Below are 25,075 nucleotides of genomic sequence, written 5' to 3' on the forward strand. Positions count from 1 at the left end.
TAATTAAGGTCAAAAAGTGAGGTTTTAGGAGATTTTGTCTGAACGGCAGGGAGAATAAAAAGAAATCATTTTACTTTCCCTTTCTCAATAGGATTTTAGCATGAAATGGATTTTAGCCAAATTTCTTTTGATTATTTCGGTTTCGGCCTTTTCCCAAGGTAAAAAACCAAATATTCTATTGATCGTCTCGGATGACCTGTGCACTTCTGCTTTAGGTGCTTATGGTAATTCTCTGGTGAAAACCCCAGCAATCGATCAATTGGCCAAAGAAGGTTTCCTTTTTGAAAATACGTATTCTCAATACCCTGTATGCGGACCTTCTCGGGCCTCCTTTATGTTTGGATATTATCCTTCCGCCACCCAAACCTACGGCTACGTGAGCGGACGGGAGCAGGTAGGCCCCTCCAAAAAGTCCATGGCTCAGTTTTTCAAGGAAAAGGGCTACTACACCGCTAGGGTAAGTAAAATCTTCCACATGGGCGTACCCATCGACATCGAAAACGGAAGTGATGGCACCGACGATCCCGATTCTTGGACTGAACGATTTAACTCCCAAGGACCCGAATGGCAATCCGAAGGATTTGCAGAGTTGGTTCAAAACAATCCCGATGGGAGCATCGAGCGTAAAGGCGGAAATGTGATGACCATCGTAAAGTCAGAAGGAGGAGATATGGCTCAATCCGACGGAAAAACAGCGGCAAAAGCCATAGAACTTATCCGTCAACACAAAAACGAACCCTTTTTCCTGGCCGTGGGCTTGGTCAGACCCCATGTGCCTTTTGTAGCTCCCAAGGAATATTTTGAACCTTATGCTTGGGAAAAAATCGTCCCTCCCCCCATAATTGCCGGGGATTGGGAGGATATTCCAGAGAAAGGAATCAATTACGTCACTACCCAAAATGGGGAAATGAGCTATGCCCAAAAGCAAAAAGCCATTGCAGGCTATTATGCCTCGGTCAGTTTTATGGATGCTCAAGTTGGGAAAATCCTTGCTGCACTAGAAGCTGAAGGCTTGGAGGAAAATACCATCGTGATCTTTACCTCAGACCATGGATTCCACTTGGGAGAACATGACTTTTGGATGAAAGTATCCCTGAAAGAAGAATCGGTGAAAGTTCCTTTGATCATCCGTGCACCGGGGATTTCTCCCGGAAAATCTCCCGCTTTTGCTGAATTAGTGGATCTTTATCCTACTCTCTTAGACCTTTCCGGATTTGAAAAAACTCAGGAATTGCAGGGCAAAAGTCTGGTTCCAATCCTGAAGGGTCAAAAAGATTCCGTCCGGGATTTCGCATTTTCCGTCACTCAGGGAGGAGACACTTATCTTATTCGTACCGAGCGATGGGCCTTTATCCAATATGGGAAAACCGGAGAACACGGCATGGAACTCTTTGATATGTACCAAGACCCGGGACAATTTACCAATTTGGCCAATTTGGAAGCCTTTCAAGCTGTGGTTGAAGACATGCAGAGATTATTGACCCAAAAAATCGCTGAGGTTCAAAAAAACGACTTAGGCAAAACCTACTGATGATGAACAGACTCTTGATTCTTCTTTTCCTTGGCTTTTTGCTTAGCTGCCAGGAAAAAACTCCAGCCCAAAAGCCCAATATCCTCTTCCTTTTTGCAGACGATCAGCGGGCGGATGCCTTGGGTGTTTCTGGAAACAGCCATATCCAAACCCCAACTTTGGACCAATTGGCTAAGGAAGGAAGCCGATTTACCAACGCCTATGTCATGGGCGGAAATCACGGAGCCATCTGCATGGCAAGCCGGGCCATGCTCCTCAGCGGGCAGAGCCTGTTTCGAGTTTACGATCGGCTAAACGGAGTGGAAACCATGACCATGGACTTTGCGAAAGCGGGTTACACCACCTTTGGCACAGGAAAATGGCACAATGAAAAAGAAGCATTCGAGGCGAGTTTTCAGCAGGCCAAGAACGTCTACCTTGGTGGCATGGCCAATCATTACGACATCCCACTTCGGGATTATGGTCCTGACGGAAAATTGGGAGAGCCAACCAGAAAAGGGTACTCTACCGAGATTTTTGCCCAAACGGCCATTGATTTTCTCAACTCACAAAAGGACGCCAGCAATCCCTTCTTCTGCTATGTGGCCTTTACGGTTCCTCATGACCCTTATTCACCTGAACTGGGACTGATCGGAAAATATCCTGACGGGTCCATCCCCCTTCCCGAAAACTATCAACCTTTTCACCCCTTCCAGTTTGATGATTTGACAGTTCGGGATGAAAATCTGACGGGCTGGCCCAGAAAGCCCGAAGTGATTCAGATGATTTTGTCGGATTACTATGCTTTGGTGACCCATTTGGACACCCAAATCGCCAAAATCATCCAAACTCTAAAAGATAACGGGCAATACGAAAACACCATTATCGTCTATGCAGCGGACAATGGGATTGCCGCGGGAAGTCATGGGCTGCTTGGCAAGCAAAGTCTCTACGAGCACAGCATGAAAGTTCCTTTGATCATCAAAGGTCCCGGAGTACCTCAGGGAAAAGAGTTGGATGCATTTGCCTACATCCATGACCTCTATCCCACTTTGGCCGAACTGGCCGGAATTCCCAAGCGGGAAGATGTGGATGGAAAAAGTCTCGCAAAAGTTCTTTCAGGTGAAGAAAGGCAGGTAAGAGAGACTCTTTTCACAGCTTACCGAAATACCGTCAGAGCCGTCAGGGATCAAAAATGGAAACTCATCCGATATCCGGAGCGGGACTTCACCCAGCTTTTCGACTTGGAAAATGACCCTGAAGAAATAAACAATCTGGCTGAGGATCCACGATTTGAATCCGAAAAAACCAAAATGATGGAGCTACTCGAAACGTCCCAAAGGGAATTTGGAGACACGATTGCGCTGACTGCGCCTTTACTCAAGCCCATGGCTTACAATCCGGATACCCTGAAAAGAAAACCTGATCAATGGCAGCCGGAATATATCCTAAAGCGGTATTTCTCCGATCTTAACCCGGATTAACCGCTTCCTAAGATTTGCATCAGCTCTTCCTTTCTTCGTGAGGCGACTTCAATCTCAGCCCCATCTGAGAGGACCAGTGCCCCTCCTTTACCTTTTTGGTAAAACTTGACCTCTGCCAAATTGATCAAATGGGAATTGTGCACCCGGAAAAATCCGTGAGGAAGCAGCTGAATTTCAAATTCCTTGAGCGTTTTGGAAACAGTGATTTTCCGACCGTTTTTGAGGAAAAAATGGGTGTAATTCACATCTGCCTGGCATCTCAGGATTTCCTGTACAGGGATATATTCTATGCCAACCAAGGAAGGCAGTGCGATTTTATGGCCCAGCTTATCCTGAAAATGAAGTTGCTTGAGGAGCTTTTCCAAGGAATCCAAAGACCGTCCTTTTTCCTTGATGACCTTTTCCACTGCTTGCTTCAATTCCTGCCGATCTACCGGCTTGAGCAAATAATCCAAAGCCGCATGCTTGATAGCCTGAATCGCATACTCCTGATGGGCCGTGGTAAAAATTACCTGAAAGTCAATTTTCTCCACCTGATTCAACAACTCAAAACCGGTTTGGGCACCTAATTCCACGTCCAAAAAAACCAGATCAACGCTTTTCTTTTTTAAAAATTCCAAGGCCTGATGGACCGAATCCACCCAAGCCAAAAGCTCAATGGAATCCTTGTGATCGGTTTCCAAAAAGAATTGCAGGCGCTCGGCACTGCCTTTTTCATCCTCAATGAGTATAGCTTTGATCATACATTCAGCGCAAGAGAATTGGCAATCCGAAGCTTCACTTCAAATCCATCCTCTCTTTTTTGATAAAACAAAGACTGTTTTTCCCCTTCTTTCCTTCCTCCCAGTTGATCCAGACGGTTTCTGACCAAACTAAGCCCCATGGAAGTGGATTTGTAAGGCAGAGTGACCACATCGTCTTTACCGGAACCATTGTCTTTCAAAGTCAGGATCAGGGAGTTTTTCTCCGAGCTGATATCCAGGACAATTTCTCCCGGATTTGGGGAATTGGCTATTCCATGCCAAAGGCTATTCTCAACCAATGGCTGTAGAAGCAAGGGGGGTATGGCAATTTTTTGCAGATCCAGATTCTCGGGATTGTTCAGTCGGAAGTCTACCGGCTTACCCATCCTGAGGGTTTCAAGAGCTAAATAATCTTCCAAAATTTCCAATTCCTGAGTCAGGGTGATTTCCCTTTTTTCCGAATATTCCAGGATTCTCCGGATCAGTCTGGAAAACTTGGTCAAATACCGGTCAGCCTCTTCGGGCTGATTTTTGAGCAGAAAATTGCTGATCGAACCCAGCGCATTGAAAATAAAATGCGGGTTCATCTGAGCCCTCAGGGCTTTGAGCTCCAACTCCACCATTTGTGCTCTGAAACTCGCCTCCAGCTCCTTCTGTCGGATTTTGCTTTGCCTTTTTAGCAGAAAAAAAACCAATATCCCAATTCCAAATACCGTAACTATTCCAAAAAGCAAAAGTCCTGCCTTCAGTCTTGCCTGATTACGTTCCAACTCAAGCAGGGATTTCTCCATTTGAAAAACCTCCGTAATCTGTTTTTCCCTTTGATCATATTCATAGCCCAATTGGGCCTTGAGTAGTTTTTTTTCGTTTTCCTGATTAAAAATACTGTCTTTGTAAAGGCCGTAATTTCTAAAAGAAGCCAAGCTGTTTTGGTACTCTCCCAATTGCTCCTGACGCAGGGAAAGTGCCAACCATGCCTGCTGAAGGGCATCCCATGATCCGGCACTCTGAGCTTTTTCCAAAGCGGTTTTTTCAAGCAAATATCCCTTTTCGGGAGAATCACCCAACTTGTCTCCTAGTTGGGCCAATTGCAGCAAAACCAGCGAAAGCGAAAGTTTTTCCTCCACGGATTCATAGATCATCCTGGCACTGTCCAAGGCAAGTTTGGCTTCACGATACTCTCCCTGAGATGACCTCAGGGTTCCCAAATTGGTAAGATCGGAGGCGATTTTTCTGGGATTTCCGATTTCCTTGTTGAGCTCCAAGGCGTGTTGGATATAGGAAGCGGCTTCTTTCGGCTGATTTTGCAATTGCTTGATTGCGCTGAGGTTTCCAAAAATACCTGCCACCGAGGAGAGATTGCCGGTCTTTTGATAGAGTTCGAGGCTTTTTTGATAATATTCCTCTGCCTTGGGATAGTTGCCGAGATTTTTTTCGACTAGTCCAAGGTTGTTATACAGATTGCCTTTTTCCCAACTATCCTCATCCTGGGTCTGTGCAAGAGCTTTGAGAAATAGGCTTTTGGCATTGGGATAGTCTGCCAAGGCCAAAAAGACCACGCCTTCATTGGAAAGGCTATTGATGAGGTTTTTTCTCAAGCCCAGTTCCTCAAAAATCTCCGTAGCCTGATGGTGGGACTCCAAGGCTTTTTTGAAGTCATTTTGATTGTAGTGCAACAGCGCGATGTTGTTGATGGTGGTCGCTTGTCCTTTTCGGTTTTGATTATTCAGATGAAAGTCAAGTACGATCTCATAGGCCTCAATAGCCAAGGAATCCTGTCCTGAATACCAATGATTGACTCCTTTCCTGTTCAAGGCGGCAATTTTTCCTGATTCAAATTGAAGCTCTTCTGCCAAAAAAAAAGCCGAATCGGCATACAACAAGCCTATTTGGGGATTGGACCCCGCCCATTCCCAAGCCAGTTCATTAAGGAGATGGACCCGCTGGGTATCAGAAGCAGAAGTTTTGGATAATTCTCTCCTAAGTGAATCTATAGCTGACTGGGCCCAAGTTTCAGCTTGGAAAAAAATGAGGGCAAATAGGAAAAAAAACGGCTTCATGATCAAGGAAGAGGAGTCTCAAAATAGTCATTTTTCAAAAAATTGGGGAATAGACACAGAAAATAAACGATTCCAGCCAACTAATCAGTCGCACTTGAGCAAATAGGGAAAGGAGATGATTTTAGATAAAAAAGACGACCATGAATACGAAAGCACTTTATCTCCTGACCATTCTATTTGTATGGGGGACTCATTCTTCGGCCCAGACATTTTCAAAAGAAGACAAGGTAATTTCTCTAGGAGTAGGCATTGGGAGTTCCCTGGGAAGTTTTGACTACAGCAGTCAGATTCCTGCGCTCAGCTTGATGTACGAACAAGGCATCGCAGTCGTGGGTGAAACAGGTGTAATCAGTTTGGGTGGCTATATCGGCTACAAATCCTTCAGCAGTTCGGCAAGCAGCGGTGGGTTTACCGCCGAGTCCAAGTGGAATTACACCATCATCGGTGCCCGAGGAGCCTTTCATTTCTCACAGATACCCAATGACAAACTGGACGTATACGGAGGCCTTTTGATCAGCTACAATCTCCTCAACTACACCTATTCAGATAATTCAGGGTTTAGTGATGGGAGTTCGGGAAGCTATGGAAATTCGACCGGACTCACCCTTTTTGGAGGAGCCCGGTATTATTTCTCAGAGCAATTTGCCGGTTTTGCGGAAATTGGCTACGGCATTGCCTACCTCAATTTGGGATTGAGCGTCAAGCTTTAAGGTATACTGCTGAACAAAGACAGGTTGAACTGACCTTCTGAAATCACCAGTTCATTGTCTCCTCGACCTGTAGTTGGGCTGATTGGACCCAGAACCACTCCAGAAAAAGTACCTTCTACCCTATTGGAACTGATTTTTGTGAAGGTCAGCTTTGCATCGTCTGTCACCTTCATTCCCGGTAAGATTTGCTGAAACAAAACGGCATTGTAAAGCTGACCGCTCTCATCCGAATAAGTGAGTAGAATACGGACCATCTCCGCACCTTTGTAGATTATGGGGTCCTGCATTTGGTACTCTTTCCCTTCCTGAAATTGGCTTTCATTTCTTACAGAAATGCTCAGGAAGTTTTTGGTGCCGTCGACACGATTACCCAAAATGGTTGCAGTAGCCAAATACATCGGACCTGAGGGGTCCAGAGACATCCCCATTGGCTGATTGTCTGCTGAATATTCCACCAATTTTCCTCCGACTTTAAACTTGATAAAAGACTGGGCCTGAGGAGCAGGTTCCTCGTCTTTTCCGCAGGAAGCCAACAGGATCAAGGGAAAAATTGCCAAAAAGATAAATCTGAGCTTTTTCATGTGTTTATAATTTGTCTTTAAGTGGTCACATGGAATCTCGCAAATGTTACAATCATCCCGGTCGATTGCGCAGTGCTCGATTTCATGACTTTTTCTAATCAATTTCCTCAGATAGATGCTAGCAATCCAGCCTGAATGATTGGATGCGAGATTTGATTGATTATTTGAAGCAAGAGAATTAGTAGCTCAGCCCCAAACGCTAAACCTGGAGCTCCATTTGGAAACCTTCTGAATCCTTGCCATTTGGATTATCAGGAAAGCAAATCCGGAATTAGGTTTTTTTTCTTTATTTGGACTACCCAAAGTAGCCTTTTAATGAAAGCCTTTTTATTAGTCCTGTTTTGCATCATCCTTCAATACCCTTTATCTGCCCAAGAAACCCTAGTCTTTGAGGCAGGTCAAGAAGGCCATGCCATTTACCGCATTCCTGCCATCATTTCCTTACCCAACGGAGACCTAATGGCTTTTGCCGAAGGTCGGGTCAACGGAAGCGATGATTTTGGGGATGTGAATCTGGTGATGAAAAAAAGCCACGATGGAGGACATACTTGGTCTCCTTTGCAGACATTGGTCGATTACGATAGCCTGCAAGCCGGAAATCCCGCCCCTGTGGTTGACCTTTTGGATCCAGATTATCCAGAGGGAGTGATTTTTCTTTTTTACAACACCGGAAACAATCATGAATATGACGTCCGAATCAAAAAGGGCGTGCGGGAAGTCTGGCTGATCAAATCTTATGATTTAGGGAGAACCTGGACCGAGCCCCAAAACATTACTGCACAAGTTCACCGACCCAATTTCCCTGAATTCAACCCGGATTATCAGTTTGCCGAAGATTGGAGACACTATGCCAACACTCCAGGGCATGCTTTCCAATTCCAAAATGGTCCCCACAAAGGTCGAATCTACGTAGCAGCCAACCATTCCTCGGGGGGACCAAAAGAGGATTGGTCAGACTACCAAGCTCATGGCTTCTACACCGACGATCGGGGAGAAAACTTTGGAGTTTCTGAATCCCTCGAATTTGGAGGTTCCAATGAATCCATTGCTGCGGAACTCACAGGGGGAAGAATGATCCTGAGTTCCAGAAATCAAAAAGGAGATATCCGGCAGCGGATTTTGGCCTTTTCCTCGGATGGAGGGGAAACCTGGGATGAACAGTATTTTGAAGAGCAATTGCCCGACCCGGTTTGTCAGGCCTCTATTTTGGATTTGGGAGAAAAGGAGGGCAAAACCATTCTGGCCCATTCCAATGCCGCCGACGAAAAAGACAGAAACTACTTGACTGTCAAAATCAGCTACGACGAAGGAAAAACCTGGGACCATGTGATTCCGGTGGACTTCACTTCCAACCCCACCAAATTACCTTGGACAGCCTATTCGGACTTGGTCAAATTGGATGAAAACACCCTCGGGATTCTATACGAGCGGGACAATTACCGGCAGATCGTGTTTAAACCCATTCGTTGGAGAAACTAAAAAAAGCGGCTTTTTGGCCGCTTTTTCATTTTTACAATTTCTTTTTCCCCTTCAACTCTTCCTTGCTCGCCTCCCGGATTCGGATGGCATAGCCTCCACCCGGAGCAGAATATTGCTTCAAGACCGATTTGGAATCCACGGCAACCTTTCGGATTTCATAAGATTGAGGATTGGTTTTGAAATGGGCATCAGCCTTATCCGCATAGATTTCTGCCAAATAGGTTTTGTCCGAATCCAAGAAATCAAATTTGATCTCCCCAATTCGTCCATCCATTCCATTAACATTCCCTACAAACCACTCTCCGGTTTCCTTTGCTTTTCTAGCAATAGTCACAAAATCCCCCGGTTCAGCTTCGAGATATAAGCTCTTTTCCCAGTCCAAAGCCACATCCTTGATAAACTGGAACGCATCCGGGAAGCGATCGTAATTTTCAGGAAAGTCGGCCGCCATTTGCAATGGAGAATACATGGTCACATAGAGCGCCAACTGATTGGCCAGGGTGCTATTCACATGAGAACCGTTGAACACATCCATCTCAAACACACCCGGAGTGTAATCCATCGGTCCTCCGATCTGACGGGTAAAGGGAAGGATGGTCACGTGATTGGCTTTATTCCCACCAAAAGCCTGGTATTCTGTGCCTCGTGCGGATTCATTGGCTATCAAATTGGGCCAGGTTCTAGCGACGCCGGTAGGACGGACTGCCTCGTGAGCATTCACCATGATCTGATATTCGGCTGCTTTCTCAATGGCATACTGATAGTGGTTGACCAGCCATTGGCTGTAGTGGTATTCCCCACGGGGAAGCATATCGCCCACATAGCCGCTTTTCACCGCAGGATATCCATAATCTTTCATCAGCTGATAGGCTTCATCCATGTGTCGCTCGTAATTGCGGGCAGAGGAAGAGGTCTCGTGATGCATGATCATTTGCACACCTTTTTCCTTGGCGTAGGCAGAAATCCCCTTCAGATCAAAGTCCGGATAAGGAGTGACAAAATCGAAGACATAATCCTTGGAATTGCCAAACCAGTCTTCCCAACCGACATTCCAACCCTCTACCAAAACTCCGTCAAAGCCATGTTTAGCGGCAAAATCAATGTATTTTTTGACATTTTCGGTAGTTGCCCCATGGGTTCCATTGGGCTTAGCCTTGGTGTAATCTGTCTCGCCAAGTTTAATGGCTTTGTAGTCGTTGGTGTAGGACCAGGAGCTTTTGCCGGTGATCATTTCCCACCATACGCCCACATATTTCATGGGTTTGATCCAAGATGTATTCTCGATTTTGGAGGGTTCGTTAAGGTTGTAGGTGATTCTGGAAGCTAGGATTTCTCCTGCATTTTTACCTGCAATGATTGTCCTCCAGGGAGTTTGGGCCGGAGTGTAGAGATAGCCCTTGTCGCCGATGGCGTCAGGAGTCAGGTGAGAGGTGAAAATCATCCGCTTGTCATCCAGCTCCAAGTGCATGGCAGGATAGTCGATCAAAGCCGCCTCGTGAAGATTGATATACAAGCCATCGGCTGACTTCATCATCAGGGCAGTTTGCACACCGGTATCCGAAAAAGGAGTCTGAGAAGCATTGGGTGTGATCGCGGTCTTCATCAAGCCACGGATTTCGCTGAGTTTGGACTTGGTAAAATCATACTCCTGCGTATCGTAATCCCCCGGAACCCAAAAAGCAGTATGATCTCCAGCCATGGCAAACTGGGTCATCTCCTCCTTGATCACGAAGTACCCCATCTTTTCCTGCAAGGGAAACTCGTAGCGAAAGCCCAAACCCTCGTCAAAAGCCCGAAACCGGATGATCATTTTCCGGCCCGTTTCGGCTTGGGTCAATTCCACCATAAGCTCGTTGTAATGGTTGCGAATTTGACTTTCTTCTCCCCAGACCGGTGACCAAGTTTCATCAAAAGTGCTCGTCTCCGTTTTGCTTATTTGAAAACCACTGAGCAGATCGATCTCATCATTTTTCAGGTCAAAGCCCAAGGTACTGGGCAAAATAACTGCCTGTCCGGCCAACTTCAGCTCATACATCGGCTCTCCATTGGAACCCAATTGAAATTTCATCTCCAAGGTTTTTCCCGGAGAAAGGAGGACTTGAGCCTGAAGCAAAGTCAGCCCAAAAAAGACCAAAAGCAGAGTTAAGGGGATTCTTTTAAACATAATCGCATTAATTTTTCAACTACAAATAAAGCTTTTATTCGGTCGGGTTGCTGTCCATTTTTTAATTGATTAGCTTTTAGCAAGTTAAAAACCCAAAAACCCATGCATCCAAGACTCTTTGCTTCCCGCCATCTTGCCTATTCTGTTTTGGCGCTAGCTTCCCTCCTTTTTTCCTGCCAAAAACCAGCAGAGCAAGTCGCCGAACCGGAAGTGAAGTCCATGACTTTGCTCAAAGATTATGTTCAGGCTCCTGATTCCACATTTCGCTATGAAATTGTCCATTCTGTTCCCGGGGAAAAGTACGATTACCATGTGCTGAAGATGTACTCCCAGCACTGGCTGACTCCCGATATCGTGGACCAGACGGAATGGTGGCATTGGGTTTCGATGGTGGTACCCAAAGACACTCCTTACGAGACGGCCATGCTTTGGATCGGCGGAGGCAGCACCAATTCCAAAATGCCGGAGGAACCCAATGAGTTGATTTTGGCCGCAGCCACCAGCACCAATTCCGTAGTGGCTCAAATCCACAACGTTCCTTTTCAGCCGATCACCTTTGCCAATGACACCTTTGGAGAGCGCTACGAGGACGAGATTATTTCCTACGGCTGGAGAAAATTCCTGGAAGGCGGAGCCAAAGATGAAGATGCCATCTGGCTGGCCCGATTCCCCATGACCAAAGCCGCCAAACTCGCCATGGACGCAGTTTCTGAGGTGGTTCAAAAGAATTACCAAAAGCCGATCAACTCCTTTATGGTCGGAGGGGCATCTAAAAGAGGCTGGACCACTTGGACTACCGCTGCTACAGACGACAGGGTTATTGCCATCGCTCCGGTGGTCATTGACCTGCTCAACTTGGTTCCTTCCTTTGAGCATCACTGGAGAAATTATGGCTTTTGGGCACCTGCTGTGGGAGATTATGTGCGAGAAGGGGTGATGAACTGGGTGGGTACGCCGGAATTTGACCGGATGATGGAAATCACCGAACCCTATTCTTTCCGAAAAGATTACGACATGCCCAAGTTGCTGATCAATGCAGCTGGGGATGAGTTTTTCCAACCTGACAGCTGGAAATTTTATTGGGATAGCCTGCCGGGGGAAAAACACGTGATGTACGTTCCCAACTTTGGGCACGATGTGGGAGAATCGGACGCTTTACCCAATTTGATTTCCTTCTACAATTCCATCCTAAAGCAAGCACAAAGACCTAACTACTCATGGCAAATCGAAGGAGACCAAATCAAAGTCAGGTTTAATCCTGCCAACAAACCTACCTCGATCAAACTCTGGTCGGCATTAAACCCAATGGCTAGGGATTTTCGCATCGATGTTTTCGGTCCCAACTGGACTTCGGAGGACATAGCCGTTCCTGACTCAGGAGAATTGACCGTCAATATGACCACTCCGGAATCAGGCTATCGGGGTTACTTCGTAGAATTGACTTATGGAGGTGAAAATCCACTCAAAGTCACCACAGGCATAGATGTCCTGCCCAGAACGTATCCTTTCGAGCCCTTTGTCTCACCAAAGACCTCCGGGAATTGATCATGAAAAGCGCATGGATTTGGATTTTCACCCTCATCAGCCTGACTGCCATGGCCCAACAAGAACCGAATTACGAAGAAAGCAAAGTGCCTGCCTTGGTCCTTCCGGATATTTTTCTGAGTGAAAAAGGAAAATGGATCCGCACGCAGGAAGATTGGGAATCCATTCGTAGACCTGAGATTTTCCGCATGTTTGAGTCAGAAGTCTATGGAAAAATCCCAAAGGATTTCGATTCCATGGAATTTGATTTGGCCCAAGAAACTCCCAATCCTTACCCGGAAATAGCAGAGCTAGAGGAAGTCGATATTACGGTAAAAAGAAACGGGAAATCCCATACCCTTCGCATCAACCTGTTTCTTCCCAAAACGGGATCAAAGCCTTTTCCCGTGATCCTTTTGATCAATTACCAACCCAAATATCTGGATGGAAGATTAAATCAGGAGGGCTTTTGGCCGGTTAAAGAACTGATCGAAAGAGGTTTTGCCACGGCTTCTTTTCATGCAGAGACAGTCGCGCCTGACAAAGCCGAGACTTACCAAAACGGTATTATTTCCACACTCTATCCCGAGCAAATCGGGCAAGCGGATGGACTGAAGGCCTTTGGCGCCTGGGGCTGGGCTGCCATGCGAGCCATGGATTATTTTGAGCAGCATCCGAAGATCGATTCCAAAAAATCCATCTTGGTCGGACATTCCCGCACCGGAAAAACCGCCCTTTGGACCTCGGCCAACGATCCCCGTTGGACCATCACCTACGCGAATGAATCGGGCTGCGGAGGAGCAGCGCTATCCAAAAGGAAATATGGGGAGACAGTCGAAGCCATCAACCGACGATTCCCTTATTGGTTTGCGGACAATTTCAGGAAATACAACGAGCGGGAAGAAGAGCTCCCTCTTGACCAGCACATGCTTCCAGGATTGATCGCACCGAGAGCGGTTTACTATTCCAGTGCCCGGGAAGATCGCTGGGCCGATCCCAAAGGGGAATACCTGGGACTAAGTCTGGGCAGTCGGGTATTTTCCGAGATTTATGGGAAAAAGGCGGTTTTTGAGCAGGAATTTGAGGAGTTGAAAGGCCCTGTTCATCTGGAATCGGTCGGCTACCATATTCGGGAAGGCAAACATGACCTGACTTGGGAGGACTGGAGGATTTTTCTGGAATTTGTGGCGGAAAATCTATAAAGTATAGACAGGTGACAGCCGGACAGTTTTCCAAAAATGTCCGGCTTTTTTGTTAGGTTGAATCCCAAACTAGCCCAAGCCTATGAATTCCCTGATTTCACTTTTCGGACTGCTGAGTCTGCTTTCTTTTGATCAAAAACCCAAGCCGGAAATTATTGCCTCAGAATTTATTTATGAGTCCGCTCCATTTCCCTCTTGCCATGCCTCCACGCTCTTGGAAACTCCTGATGGGATTTTGGCCGCTTGGTTTGGAGGAACGTATGAGCGCCATCCCGATGTGAATATTTACACTTCCCTGCACAAAAACGGAACTTGGTCCAAGCCTGCCGAAGCAGCAGATGGGATTGAAAACAAAGACTTCAGAAATCCCACTTGGAACCCGGTTTTGCACCGAAAACCCGATGGAGAAATCGTCCTTTTCTATAAAGAAGGCCCGAATCCCAGAGAATGGTGGGGGCTGTTCAAGACCTCTACCGATGGAGGAAAATCCTGGTCCAAAGCCATCCAAACCCCTCCTGGTTATCTAGGTCCAGTGAAAAACAAAACGGTGGTGCTATCGGACGGAAGTCTGTTGCATCCCTCCAGTTTCGAAACCAATGGAGTTTGGACGACGCATATGGAATTCACCGATCCGGATTTGAAAAACTGGAAAAAAGTGGAGGTTCCAGGCCCATTTCAGGCGATTCAGCCAACCATCCTTTTTCATGGGGGAGAAAAGCTGCAGGTCCTCACCCGGACGCAGGAGGGCGTCATCGCTACTGCTTGGTCGGAAGATAATGGAAAAACCTGGACCGAATTGAGCTCCAGTGGATTGGTGCACAATGGCTCCGGGATTGACGGAGTTACATTAAAAAATGGCTACCACCTACTAGTCTGCAACCCGATTCCCAAGGGAAGAAATAAACTCAGCCTCCTTGGTTCGAATGATGGGAAAACTTGGGAAGAACTTTTGGTTTTAGAGGATGAGCCGCGTGGTGAATTTTCTTATCCGGCAATTATCCAAGCCGAAGACGGAACGGTGCATATTTCTTACACCTTTCAGCGGGAGAAAATCAAGTACGTTCACCTCAGATTTTGAGTATTCTTTAGCCCATGGAATCCAACTACACACTTTTCGGGATTATACCTCCCATGATTACTCCGCTCAATCCAGATCTGTCTCTGGATGTGAAACACACGGGAATCCTTCTGGAACATTTGCTGGAGGGAGGAATTCACGGCTTGTTCATTTTGGGCACGACTGGAGAATTCGCCGGAATCAGTCAGGATGTCAAAAGTGATTTGATCCGTTTGACTTGCCGAAAAGTGGGATCGAAAATACCCGTTTTGGTCGGAATTACAGGTTGCTCTTTGGTGGAAAGCATAGATTTGGCCAGCATCGCCAAAGATTCCGGCGCAAAGGCCTTGGTAGCCGCTCCACCTTTTTACATGAATATCGGGCAAGAGGAACTGCAAGCTTACTACCTGCAATTGGCAGATTCGGTGAACCTTCCCTTGATGCTGTACAACATGCCTTCACACACCAAAATGCGGATCGAAATAAAGAATGTGGAAGCTTTAGCGAAACATCCCAATATCATCGGAATCAAGGACAGCAGTGGAGATTTGGCCTATTTTCAGGAATTATCCAAAAAATTCAGGGATACTCCCGAGTTTCGGATTTTTGTGGGTCCGGAGGAAATACTTGCTTCCACACTTAAAATGGGAGGCCACGGAGGCGTGACCGGTGGGGCTAATCTTTTCCCAAAACTGTATGTTCAAGCTTTTGAGGCCTTTCAGAAAAATGACCTAGTCCGCTTGGAGGAGCTTCAGGAATGCATCCTTTTTCTGAGCGATAAGCTCTACCAAAACGCCACGTATAAATCCAGCTATTTGAAAGGATTGAAGGCGGCCATGAGTTTCGAAGGGCTTTGTCAAGGGATCTTGGCCCCTCCGCTATCTGCCTATTCTGAGGGCGAAAAGTCCATTATCAAAGAAAATTTTCTTCAGGTAAAAGATCGGGTAAACCGAGTTTTAAACCCATCTTAAGCCAAGAAATCGTACTTCATGCCTGTTTTAGATCTCCTGGTTTTTTTCTTTTATCTCTTGGCCATCGTGGGTTTTGGTGTTTCTTTTTCCTTCAAAAAAAGATCGTCAACAGATTTTACCACAGGAGGCGGCAGGCTACCAGCCTGGGCAATCGGGATGTCGATTTTCGCGACCTTCGTGAGTAGCATAAGCTTCCTCGCTTTGCCGGGAAATGCCTATTCCAGCAACTGGAACGGCTTTGTATTCAGTCTTTCCATCCCCTTGGCAGCCTGGATTGCAGTCCGGTATTTTGTTCCGCTTTACCGGAAATTGGGCAGCGAATCAGCCTATTTCTACCTCGAGGAGCGCTTTGGTTCATGGGCCAGAATCTACGCCTCGACCTGCTATCTCCTCACCCAACTCGCCCGGATGGGTGCCATCATGTACCTCTTGGCTTTGGCCGCGCAGGCACTATTAGGTTGGAGCATTCCCACCATTATTTTGATCACTGGGATCAGTGTGATTATTTACTCCATGTTGGGAGGAATCGAAGCGGTAATCTGGACGGATGCGGTGCAGGGAATAGTCTTGATTGGGGGAGCCTTAGCCTGTTTGGGGGTAATCTTTTTGGAAATCCCTGGAGGAGGCGGAGAGCTTTTCCGAATTGCTGGGGAGTCGGATAAATTCAGTTTGGAGAGTTTTGAAATGGATTTCACCACCTCCACATTCTGGATGATTTTGGTCTATGGACTGTTTATCAACCTGCAGAACTTCGGCATAGACCAAAGCTATGTACAGCGCTATCTGACCGCGAAAACCGAGCAAGAAGCCAAAAAATCCACTTGGCTTGGAAGTCTTCTTTACCTACCGGTTTCCTTCGTGTTTTTCTTTATCGGAACGGCCCTTTTTGCCTTTTATCAGACCCAACCCGAACTTTTGCCGGAGGGAATTGCCGGAGACAAGGTTTTTCCCCATTTCATCGTCCATCAATTGCCGGCTGGAATCACAGGACTGTTGATCGCTTCCATTTTTGCTGCAGGAATGAGTACCATCTCGACCAGCGTCAATAGTTCGGCGACGGTGATTTTGTCCGATCATTTCAAAAAATACATCCATCCCGATCCTTCGGAAAAGACTTCCCTCCAAGTGCTGAGACTTGCTTCTTTGGGGATGGGGATTCTTAGCATTGGAGTGGGTTTGGCTTTCAATGGAGTGGAAAGCGCTTTGGATGCCTGGTGGGCACTTTCTTCGATTTTTAGTGGGGGGATTTTGGGTTTATTTCTTTTGGGACTTTTATCCAAAACTCAAAAGCCTCAAGCCTTAATCGCTGTGATTCTAGGCGTATTAGTGATCGCTTGGATGAGTTTGTCGGCTGCTTGGGTGAAAAATGGGTTCCCAGAAACTCTGGCAAATCCTCTCCATACGAATATGACTATCGTGGTCGGCACGCTGACGATTTTTTTGGTGGGGTTTGGGTTGGGTAAATTTACCTCAAAAATGAAACATTAAGATCAAGTCATTCCGGGATTTGAATAGGTAGTAATGCTATTTTGAGTCTCATGAATATTTGATCTTTTTCTTACCTTATGTCTGAAAATAAAAAAATACCCATTGCCCCCTACCGTAAAATAAACCATGAAAACAATCCTAATCGAACCAGAAGATCAAGAGCAGCTCAAAGCGATCACTACTGTTTTGAAAGCCATGAAGGTGAAATTTAGTACTTCAAAAATGGACGTTGAATCTCTTAGAATTCTTAAAAGTGTGGCAAAAGGATTCAAGGAACTAAAAGACGTCGAATCAGGAAAAATTAAAGCCAGAAATATTCAGGATGTATTGGCCGAACTATGACCTATCAAGTCAAGACTCTTCCTGAATTTGAAAAGAATTAAAGCGTTTGGCAAAAAAGTATCCTTCCCTCAAAGATGAAATGCTCAAACTGGCCAAAAGCCTTTCTCAGCAACCCAATCAAGGCACTCCACTTTTTAAAAATTGCTATAAAATCCGGTTGGCTATCAAAAGTAAAGGAAAAGGGAAATCAGGTGGAGGAAGAGTAATCACTCATTTTGCAATCAAGGAAGATAGTGTCTACTTGCTCACGATTTATGACAAATCGGAAAAGGAATCCCTGCCCGACCAATAAATTAAACTATTACTTGAATCTTTTGAGTAGGTTTTGCCCCATCCATATCAATATGACCATCGTAGTCGGCACGCTGACAATTTTTTTGGTGGGGTTTGGGTTGGGGATGCTACAGTCCAAAAAATAACTCCCTGACATTTTTCTCCAAAAAACCTTTCCGAACTGGATCGGAAGATCATTTTTTGTTTAAATTATAAACGCATAAATGTTAAAATAATTAACATTTTGATGTTTGATGACCTTTGAGGTTTCCAAAAACCTCGAAGGTCTTAGCAGTTATGCTGCTTCTATGCTCCTCGGGATTTGTAATCCCGAGGTCCTATCACAGGATTTGCAATCCAAAAGTTAGAATCCAGTCCAGCGTCCGGAGACGCAGGACAGCGGCGACTAGCCCAACTATCTCGCGACCAGCGTATTTCGCGAAGCATATCTCACGAAGTATATCTCAAACCCTCAAGGTTTTTCAGGCATAGTCAAGTCGTAAATCAAAAATCGTAAATCGTACATGTTTATCAACTGCCATTCTCACTTCAGCTTCAAATACGGGACGATGTCTGTGGAAGCGCTGATCGCTGAGGCGAAAGGCAAACGACTCGATGCCCTTGCCCTCACAGACATCAACTGTACCGCCGGGGTTTTCCCTTTCATCCGTGCTGCGCAAAAAGCCGGCATCCACCCCGTGATCGGGATAGACTTCCGCAACGGCGTGAAGCAGCAATACATCGGACTGGCGCGGAATCAGGAGGGTTTTTTCGAGCTGAACAAGCACCTCTCCGAGCATTTGGTTCACAAGCGGGAGTTCAAGGCCCGGGCTCCTAAGTTTGAAAACAGCTTTGTGATCTATCCTTTTTCGGAAAAGGCTTTTCCTCTGCGGGAAAATGAATTCGTCGGTGTGCATCCCGCCCAACTCAACAAGCTACTCACCTCGCCCTGGTATCGACGCAAGGAGAAGCTCGTGCTGCTCCAGCCGGCCAGCTTCAGCTCCAAGCTGGAATTCAACGCACATCGGCTTTTGCGCAGCATGGACCTGAATACGCTGCTTAGCAAGCTTCCAGTCGAAGAACAGGCGGATCTGACCGATCAGCTCTACTCCTACGCCGATCTGATTGCCCGCTGCGAAAATCACAGCTACCTCCTCGTGAATGCCCAAAAGCTGCTCGAACAGTGCCAGTTTTCCTTCTATTTCCAGGCAGTCAAAAACCGCCGGGACATTCTGGGTTCGGACTGGGAGGACTTTGACTTTCTCCGGCAGGAAACCTTCAAAGGAGCCATTCGCCGCTACCCCGAACTGAGTCCGGAAATCAGTCAGCGGATCGAAAAGGAGCTCGAGCTCATCCAGCAAAAGGGCTTTGTCTCCTACTTCCTGATCAATTACGACATCGTGACCTTTGCCCAGCACCGCAACTTCTACCATGTGGGCCGGGGCTCAGGTGCCAACAGCATCGTGGCGTATTGTCTGGGGATTACCGATGTGGATCCTATCGAGCTGGACTTGTATTTTGAGCGCTTTATCAACCTGTATCGGGAAAATCCCCCCGACTTCGACATTGACTTCAGCTGGACCGATCGGGATGAAGTGACGGATTACATTTTCCGCAAGTACAACGGAAAGAAAGAGGAGCATGTGGCGCTGCTGGGTTCGTACAGCACTTTTCAATACAACTCCATGCTCCGGGAGTTGGGAAAGGTATTTGGTCTGCCCAAAACCGATATCGAGTCACTCATTCATCATGCCGATAAGGAAGGTTACGAACCCGATCAGTTTGGCAAGCTGATCATCAAATACTCCCAGGTGCTGCACGACATGCCTTCCCACCTGACCATTCACGCCTGCGGGATCCTGATTTCCCACAAGCCCATCCACTACTACACGGCGACGGATATGCCTCCGAAGGGCTTTCCCCTGGCCCACATCGACATGCACATCGCTGAGGACATCGGGCTACACAAGTTTGACATCCTCAGTCAGCGGGGACTGGGTCACATCAAATCTTCCCTCGAAATCATCTACCAAAACCAAGGCATCAAGGTCGATATCAGGCAGGTGAAAAAATTCAAAAAAGACCCCAAAATCAAGGAACATCTCCGCACGGGTCATACCATCGGGGCATTCTACGTAGAGTCCCCTGCCATGCGCATGCTCTTGGCGAAGATGAAAGCCGACACCTATCTGGAACTGGTCGCAGCCAGCTCCATCATCCGACCGGGAGTGGCCCGATCGGGAATGATGCGGGAATACATCCTGCGCCACATCAGCGAAGAGCGAAGAAAGCAAGCCCATCCGGTCATGTGGAACATCATGCCCGAAACCTACGGGATCATGGTCTATCAGGAGGACGTGATCAAGGTGGCGCACTACTTTGCCGGACTGAGTCTGGCCGAGGCCGATGTGCTGAGAAGAGGCATGAGCGGAAAATCGAGATCCAAGGATGAATTCCAGCGGGTAAAGGACAAGTTTTTTGAAAACTGCAAAAAGCTGGGACGGGAAGATCAAGTCGCCAAGGAAGTCTGGCATCAGATTGAGAGCTTCGCAGGATATTCCTTTGCCAAGGGACATTCGGCTTCCTTTGCGGTGGAAAGCTATCAGAGTCTGTATCTGAAAGCCTACTTCCCGCTGGAATTTATGGTTGGAGTGATCAACAATTTTGGGGGCTTTTATCATACCGAGTTCTATGTCCACGAACTCCGGATGAATGGAGCGGATATCCAAGCTCCGCATCTGAACGACAGCGAATACCTAACCCGAATCACCGGAAAGAACGTTTTTCTGGGCTTTATCCACATGAAATACCTGGAAAAAGCCACCGTGGAAAAGCTCCTGTCCGAGCGGAGAGCCAACGGCCCCTTTCTGGGTTTGGCGGATTTTGTGGCCCGGGTGGAGATCGGCTTGGAGCAGCTGCTGATTCTGATCCGGATGACCTGTTTCCGTTTTACCGGCAAGACCAAACAAGAACTCCTTTGGGAGGCTCATTTTCTCCAAAACAAAAGAACTTCCATCATTCATACGAATGAGCTCTTCCGAAGCGGAGAGATCAGCTTTGGCAAAAAGCCACCGGAAGTCCCCGATCTGGACGAAACCGATATCCGTCAGGAGATTCTGGATCAGATCGACATCCTGGAATTCCCGCTTGACTCCCCTTTTCACCTGGTCAAAGACCAAACTATCCAAGGCATCAAAGCCCGGGAGATGACGCAGTATCTGGGGAAGAAAGTGATGATATTGGGCTATCTGGTCACAGTCAAATATACCCGCACGGTGAAGGGTGACGTGATGAACTTCGGGACTTTTCTGGATCGGGACGGAGACTGGATCGATACGGTTCATTTCCCTCCTGTGGTCAAAAAGTATCCTTTCAAAGGCCGGGCGATCTACCGCATCGAGGGGAAAGTGGTGGAAGAGTTTGGCTTCTACTCCATCGAAGTGGAGAAGCTGGAGCGGATGGCGTATTGGAATGCGGGGGATTAAGTATTTTCCAAAAAGGCAGGAAGACGCTAAGAAGTATGTTAAAAAGTGGTCAGAAGGTCTAGGGGAAACTCCTATTCTAATCCACAAACATTAATAAAAAGCTTAAGAAGAAAGATCAATATAGGACAAATTACGTTATATTAAAGGACAAATTACCGAAAATGATCATGGCTAAGAAAATCCTCAAAGCAAGCGAGCCGACAGCAGCCCTATACCAAAAAGCAAAAATTAGCGTGGAAGATATTCTACGATTGGATTTAGCTGACTTGGACGAGCCTCTTTCCCGATTGGATACGTTTCGAAGTGGACTGGATAAGAGTGCCTTTGAAAGCTTCAAAGCACTCTCAGGCTTGGACTATGAGACCTTGGCCGATGCCTTGGGAGTTTCTGCCAAGACCTTGCAGCGTAAGGAAGTATTTGACACAGGTCAGTCCGAAAAGCTCTATCAGCTGGCAGAGCTTTATGCTGTTGGGATCAACTATTTTGGAAGAGAAGGATTCCGTCGCTGGATGGAGCGGCCACTTTTCACCCTCGGTAATCGCATTCCTCTGGATTTGATCGACGTATCCGAAGGGATATCCCTTTTGAAGACAGAGATCCTAAGGCTTCAGCACGGGATTGCTGTCTGAGTAATGAAATCGAGGATGACGTTGCCGTCAAACACGGGTATGGACTATCGACCATGCTAAATTTCGTGTGACCGCTGAAAACAATTATGGACAAATGAAAGCCTATCGAATCGCGCTGACTCCATTTTGTGATGCAAGTGGAGAAGGAGCCAAACTGTATGGTGGAAGATGGAATTCTCCAGGAATACCCGCGATTTATGCAGGAGCAAGCATCTCTGCCTGTTTACTGGGAAGGCTTACCATAGACTCTGAAATCCTATCCTCAGAGCGCTATTTGCTCTATTCTGTCATGGAGTTTGAAATTCCCAACTCTCTGATCTTTTATCCAAGCGAAGATGAGCTACCTAGGGATTGGGACAAAATCCCTGCTTCAAAAGCTTCAATGGAGTACGGCACCAATCTACTCAACTCAGGAATCACCTGTTTTGGAGTGCCTTCTGTAGTCGATCCCAGTTCCTTCAACTTTGTAATCAATCCTAAGTCGAAGAATTTTCACTTGATAGAATCAAAAACCTATCCTTTAACACTTGACAAAAGAATTCAGCGGTAACCCTTGAGAAGACTCTCTTTTCCGGCAATTTGTATTTTTTTGGTTTTAACTTATTTTCATCAAAAATCCCAGTTGCATGAAAATCCTCCAAACCGCCATCATTTTAATCTTCACTCTTTTGGTTGTTCCAATCTTCACCTACTTTTTTGGAATACCTCTGGGAGAAAGAGAATGGGAGGCATTGGAGGTGCTGATGTATATCTGTGGGTTTTCTATCTCCTATTGCTTTATTGTCGGTGAACTCACCCAAAACAACAGCCAAGTAGACAAATACTGGAGCATCCTACCCATCATCTACGCCTGGGTAATGGCTTACTATGGAGATTTTAGTCCTAGAATGATCTTGATGGCCTCGTTGGTGACCGCTTGGGGAGTCAGATTGACTTACAATTTTGCGCGAAAAGGTGCCTACAGATGGAAATTTTGGGAAGGAGAGGAAGATTACAGATGGAAGATTTTGAGGAAGAAACCGGAATTCCAACCCCGCTGGAAATGGGCCCTTTTCAACTTGTTTTTCATTTCAGGCTACCAAAACATCCTGATTTTGCTTTTTACCTTACCTATGTTGGTGACTTTGCAATTTGACGGAGCACCGCTTGGTATTTGGGATTTGGTCGTGGCTTCTGGAGTAGTCTTTTTCCTGGTGCTTGAAATGGTTGCAGATGAGCAGCATTGGAAATACCAAAATGAAAAATGGAGATTGATCCGTGAAGGAAAGTTGCTGCATGGAGACTTCGCCAAAGGCTTTTTAGACAAGGGCCTTTGGGCGATTTCGCGACATCCCAACTATCTGGGTGAACAGGGAATCTGGGTATGCTTTTACTTCTTTTCGGTGGTGGTTTCAGGACTTTGGATCAACTGGTCCATCGTAGGAGCCATGTTGTTATTGATTCTCTTCCAGGGAAGCTCCAACTTCAGCGAAGAAATCAGTGCTTCCAAGTATCCTGAATACCCAGATTATCAAAGAAGGGTCCCTCGGTTTATTCCTAAACTGAAACCTGAAAACGCGAATAGTCCAGCTCCGAGTGCTTGAGATCAAGTCGTTTTCCAGCGGCATTGAGGTTTTCCAGTTTATTTTTGAAGCACAGAATTATGTCTAATGGAGACTGAAGGTCTTTACTTTCCCTTTCATCCAGTACTATTCCCAATCGGGTTTCCAATTCAAATAACACCCCTTCAACATAAAATCGATCTACATCAATCTCCGAGTAAAAGATCCTCGACTTCTTTGGTCCAATCAGGGAAATACCAAATTCCTTGAAGACAGATACCATGATTTTTGAATGATGGAAGTACTTTTTCATAAGTAAAATAATTCTTTGAGCGCTTTAATTAGCTTTTTGAAAAGTGACCTGATATGAAATCATCCTACTTGAAACTATGAAAACCGAGGCAGCCTTTCATTTTTTTCTAGAAACTACGATGTAGAGGTTCTATCCGGATTAAGCAGGGAAAGGATAAAAAGTAAATAGCCAAAAGTGGTTCGGTTAATCAAAAAAAAACAAAAATAAACAAATGGTAATCACCCCGTTAATTTCCTTTCCATTGCCTTTTAAAGTTGGCAAATAGACAAGAAAAGGAAAATCAATATTAGCTAAACAGGAATTAGCTTTTTGCAATAATTACTAATTCTAATATTCCGGATTCGATTTTTAGTATTTTTTGCAAATCCAGCAGATTCATGTTTTAATAACTTCTTTCTTAGGAGGGAACCAAAAGGAATAGTCTTAGCCAAATATCAGAAGGAATAACTTCCGTCAAGATTTCGACATGAGTCGACTATTCTGTCTTTGAATAGCTTATCGGATTTGAGAATCACAAAAAACTCTGAAATGAAAGAATTCATCGACTTCAAATCCGCAGGGGTGTATAGGTCCTGATACTTGTCTATCAAACCCATAAGGTCTGACTCTTTTTCCAAAAAATGCTGCCTAACATATTCAAAAAGGGCTTCATCTCTACAAAATCCCCGGTAAAGTCTTTCGGTCACTTTACTGATAGGAACAGCCGAATTGACCTGGGCATAGGGGGGATTGACCAATCCACACATGTCAAAATCATAGGCGAGTGGATAGATAGTTTTCTGAGCTACGATCATGACTTTCTGATTATGCTGATAAAGACCCGACCAATCAGTATTGCCGATCATCATCTGGTAAAAGTCATGAATGACAGTAGCCGTATCTTCCATGATATTTGGCGGAATTTTTTTATCAGAAATCTCTGCATCAAAGCGCTGGGCCACATCGTCGTCATCTTCTATCACAAAACCCAATAACTCTTCCTGCTCACCTTTTTTATCATCCAAATTGGTTAAACTCATTTTGACCAACCGGGTCCTGAAATAATAACCGGTGACCAATTCATACATCTTGTAAGCCAGATATTCCTTGCCTACGTAATTACCAGAATTTTTTCCCTTGGAACAGGGAAGTACCAACTTCAACTTTCGAGTCCCCTGAAAAATGGATCCTTTGGCGTCATCTTTTGCCATCCGTATCCGAGTAGGCGGATAATAACAATTGTCCAACCGAAAGTTTCCGCGGGTTCGGATCTCAAATGGATAATTTTCCCATGCGCCATTTTCTTTTACAGCAATATCCTGGGTAATAAAAGTGGAATCATTGGTATCCGATCTCAGCTTTTTGATAGAAATCGACATTTCCATTTCCAAGACTTCCTCAGAATCGAAAAGCCGATTTTCATCTTGGGCAATCAGCAATTGAGTTGAAAAGAATAAAAAGAAAACGGAGAATAAAATCTGTAGACTTCGAGGTACATGCATGGGTTGGTAGAATAGGATCACCTGTAAAAGTTAGGAAT

Annotated in this window: 21 protein-coding genes; 15 read left to right on the top strand and 6 right to left on the bottom strand. The window is 45.9% G+C overall.

Going from position 1 to position 25,075, the window contains the following annotated elements:
* The first annotated feature begins 100 nt into the window (after positions 1–100).
* Positions 101–1,531 (top strand): sulfatase, encoded by a 1,431-nt coding sequence (locus tag AAA938_RS09155; RefSeq protein WP_338228376.1) that lies wholly within the window; start codon positions 101–103, stop codon positions 1,529–1,531.
* Positions 1,531–2,994, top strand: a complete 1,464-nt coding sequence (locus AAA938_RS09160; protein WP_338228377.1) for a sulfatase family protein — start codon at positions 1,531–1,533, stop codon at positions 2,992–2,994. Before AAA938_RS09155 ends, AAA938_RS09160 begins: the two co-directional genes overlap by 1 nt.
* On the opposite strand, the gene AAA938_RS09165 is transcribed toward AAA938_RS09160, so the two are convergent.
* Together AAA938_RS09165 and AAA938_RS09170 are read right to left on the bottom strand one after the other, a co-directional pair.
* Positions 2,991–3,737, bottom strand: coding sequence for a LytR/AlgR family response regulator transcription factor (locus tag AAA938_RS09165; protein ID WP_338228378.1), 747 nt, complete (start codon positions 3,735–3,737; stop codon positions 2,991–2,993). The two genes, AAA938_RS09160 and AAA938_RS09165, sit on opposite strands and share 4 nt — an antisense overlap.
* The gene (locus tag AAA938_RS09170) at positions 3,734–5,797 is read right to left on the bottom strand and encodes a tetratricopeptide repeat-containing sensor histidine kinase (RefSeq protein ID WP_338228379.1); all 2,064 of its coding nucleotides are present in this window, start codon (positions 5,795–5,797) and stop codon (positions 3,734–3,736) included. Before AAA938_RS09170 ends, AAA938_RS09165 begins: the two co-directional genes overlap by 4 nt.
* 140 nt (positions 5,798–5,937) lie before the next feature.
* On the opposite strand from AAA938_RS09170, the gene AAA938_RS09175 reads away from it, so the two are divergent.
* Positions 5,938–6,507 carry a hypothetical protein gene (locus tag AAA938_RS09175; protein WP_338228380.1) on the top strand — a complete coding sequence of 190 codons (570 nt, stop codon included), beginning with the start codon at positions 5,938–5,940 and terminating at the stop codon, positions 6,505–6,507.
* On the opposite strand, the gene AAA938_RS09180 is transcribed toward AAA938_RS09175, so the two are convergent.
* Positions 6,504–7,088, bottom strand: a complete 585-nt coding sequence (locus AAA938_RS09180; protein WP_338228381.1) for a hypothetical protein — start codon at positions 7,086–7,088, stop codon at positions 6,504–6,506. The genes AAA938_RS09175 and AAA938_RS09180 overlap by 4 nt on opposite strands.
* Before the next feature lie 315 nt (positions 7,089–7,403).
* Between AAA938_RS09180 and AAA938_RS09185 the strand changes: the two genes are divergently transcribed.
* Positions 7,404–8,567: a sialidase family protein gene (locus AAA938_RS09185; protein WP_338228382.1), complete on the top strand. Its 1,164-nt coding sequence runs from the start codon at positions 7,404–7,406 to the stop codon at positions 8,565–8,567.
* 31 nt (positions 8,568–8,598) lie between these two features.
* Here AAA938_RS09185 and AAA938_RS09190 read toward each other — a convergent pair whose 3' ends face one another.
* The gene (locus AAA938_RS09190; protein WP_338228383.1) at positions 8,599–10,731 is read right to left on the bottom strand and encodes a glycoside hydrolase family 97 protein; all 2,133 of its coding nucleotides are present in this window, start codon (positions 10,729–10,731) and stop codon (positions 8,599–8,601) included.
* Between the two features lie 102 nt (positions 10,732–10,833).
* Between AAA938_RS09190 and AAA938_RS09195 the strand changes: the two genes are divergently transcribed.
* The 11 genes from AAA938_RS09195 (at position 10,834) to AAA938_RS09245 (ending at position 23,285) form a co-directional block, all read left to right on the top strand.
* Positions 10,834–12,276 (top strand): PhoPQ-activated pathogenicity-related family protein, encoded by a 1,443-nt coding sequence (locus AAA938_RS09195; RefSeq protein WP_338228385.1) that lies wholly within the window; start codon positions 10,834–10,836, stop codon positions 12,274–12,276.
* A 2-nt stretch (positions 12,277–12,278) separates the two neighbouring features.
* Positions 12,279–13,457: a glucuronyl esterase domain-containing protein gene (locus AAA938_RS09200; RefSeq protein WP_338228386.1), complete on the top strand. Its 1,179-nt coding sequence runs from the start codon at positions 12,279–12,281 to the stop codon at positions 13,455–13,457.
* 82 nt (positions 13,458–13,539) lie between these two features.
* Positions 13,540–14,535 (top strand): sialidase family protein, encoded by a 996-nt coding sequence (locus AAA938_RS09205; protein WP_338228388.1) that lies wholly within the window; start codon positions 13,540–13,542, stop codon positions 14,533–14,535.
* 14 nt (positions 14,536–14,549) lie between these two features.
* Positions 14,550–15,485: a dihydrodipicolinate synthase family protein gene (locus AAA938_RS09210; RefSeq protein ID WP_338228389.1), complete on the top strand. Its 936-nt coding sequence runs from the start codon at positions 14,550–14,552 to the stop codon at positions 15,483–15,485.
* A gap of 18 nt (positions 15,486–15,503) precedes the next feature.
* Positions 15,504–16,973, top strand: a complete 1,470-nt coding sequence (locus tag AAA938_RS09215; protein WP_338228390.1) for a sodium:solute symporter family protein — start codon at positions 15,504–15,506, stop codon at positions 16,971–16,973.
* 126 nt (positions 16,974–17,099) lie between these two features.
* On the top strand, positions 17,100–17,315 hold the full coding sequence (locus tag AAA938_RS09220; RefSeq protein ID WP_338228391.1) for a DUF2683 family protein: 216 nt from the start codon (positions 17,100–17,102) through the stop codon (positions 17,313–17,315).
* Positions 17,316–17,361: 46 nt separating this feature from the next.
* Complete coding sequence (locus AAA938_RS09225; RefSeq protein ID WP_338228392.1) at positions 17,362–17,607, top strand: hypothetical protein; 246 nt, start codon at positions 17,362–17,364, stop codon at positions 17,605–17,607.
* A gap of 505 nt (positions 17,608–18,112) precedes the next feature.
* Positions 18,113–21,073, top strand: coding sequence for a DNA polymerase III subunit alpha (locus AAA938_RS09230; protein ID WP_338228393.1), 2,961 nt, complete (start codon positions 18,113–18,115; stop codon positions 21,071–21,073).
* Between the two features lie 167 nt (positions 21,074–21,240).
* Positions 21,241–21,702, top strand: a complete 462-nt coding sequence (locus AAA938_RS09235; RefSeq protein ID WP_338228394.1) for an antitoxin Xre-like helix-turn-helix domain-containing protein — start codon at positions 21,241–21,243, stop codon at positions 21,700–21,702.
* 94 nt (positions 21,703–21,796) lie between these two features.
* Positions 21,797–22,252, top strand: a complete 456-nt coding sequence (locus tag AAA938_RS09240) for an RES family NAD+ phosphorylase (RefSeq protein ID WP_338228395.1) — start codon at positions 21,797–21,799, stop codon at positions 22,250–22,252.
* Between the two features lie 76 nt (positions 22,253–22,328).
* Positions 22,329–23,285 carry a DUF1295 domain-containing protein gene (locus AAA938_RS09245; RefSeq protein ID WP_338228396.1) on the top strand — a complete coding sequence of 319 codons (957 nt, stop codon included), beginning with the start codon at positions 22,329–22,331 and terminating at the stop codon, positions 23,283–23,285.
* Here AAA938_RS09245 and AAA938_RS09250 read toward each other — a convergent pair.
* Entirely contained in the window at positions 23,239–23,556 is a 318-nt protein-coding gene (locus AAA938_RS09250) for a hypothetical protein (protein ID WP_338228397.1), read from the bottom strand. The two genes, AAA938_RS09245 and AAA938_RS09250, sit on opposite strands and share 47 nt — an antisense overlap.
* A 434-nt stretch (positions 23,557–23,990) precedes the next feature.
* Complete coding sequence (locus AAA938_RS09255) at positions 23,991–25,037, bottom strand: hypothetical protein (protein WP_338228399.1); 1,047 nt, start codon at positions 25,035–25,037, stop codon at positions 23,991–23,993.
* Positions 25,038–25,075: the final 38 nt, after the last annotated feature.

Origin of the sequence: Algoriphagus taiwanensis, from assembly GCF_036245645.1 — a bacterium.
Taxonomy (GTDB): domain Bacteria; phylum Bacteroidota; class Bacteroidia; order Cytophagales; family Cyclobacteriaceae; genus Algoriphagus; species Algoriphagus taiwanensis.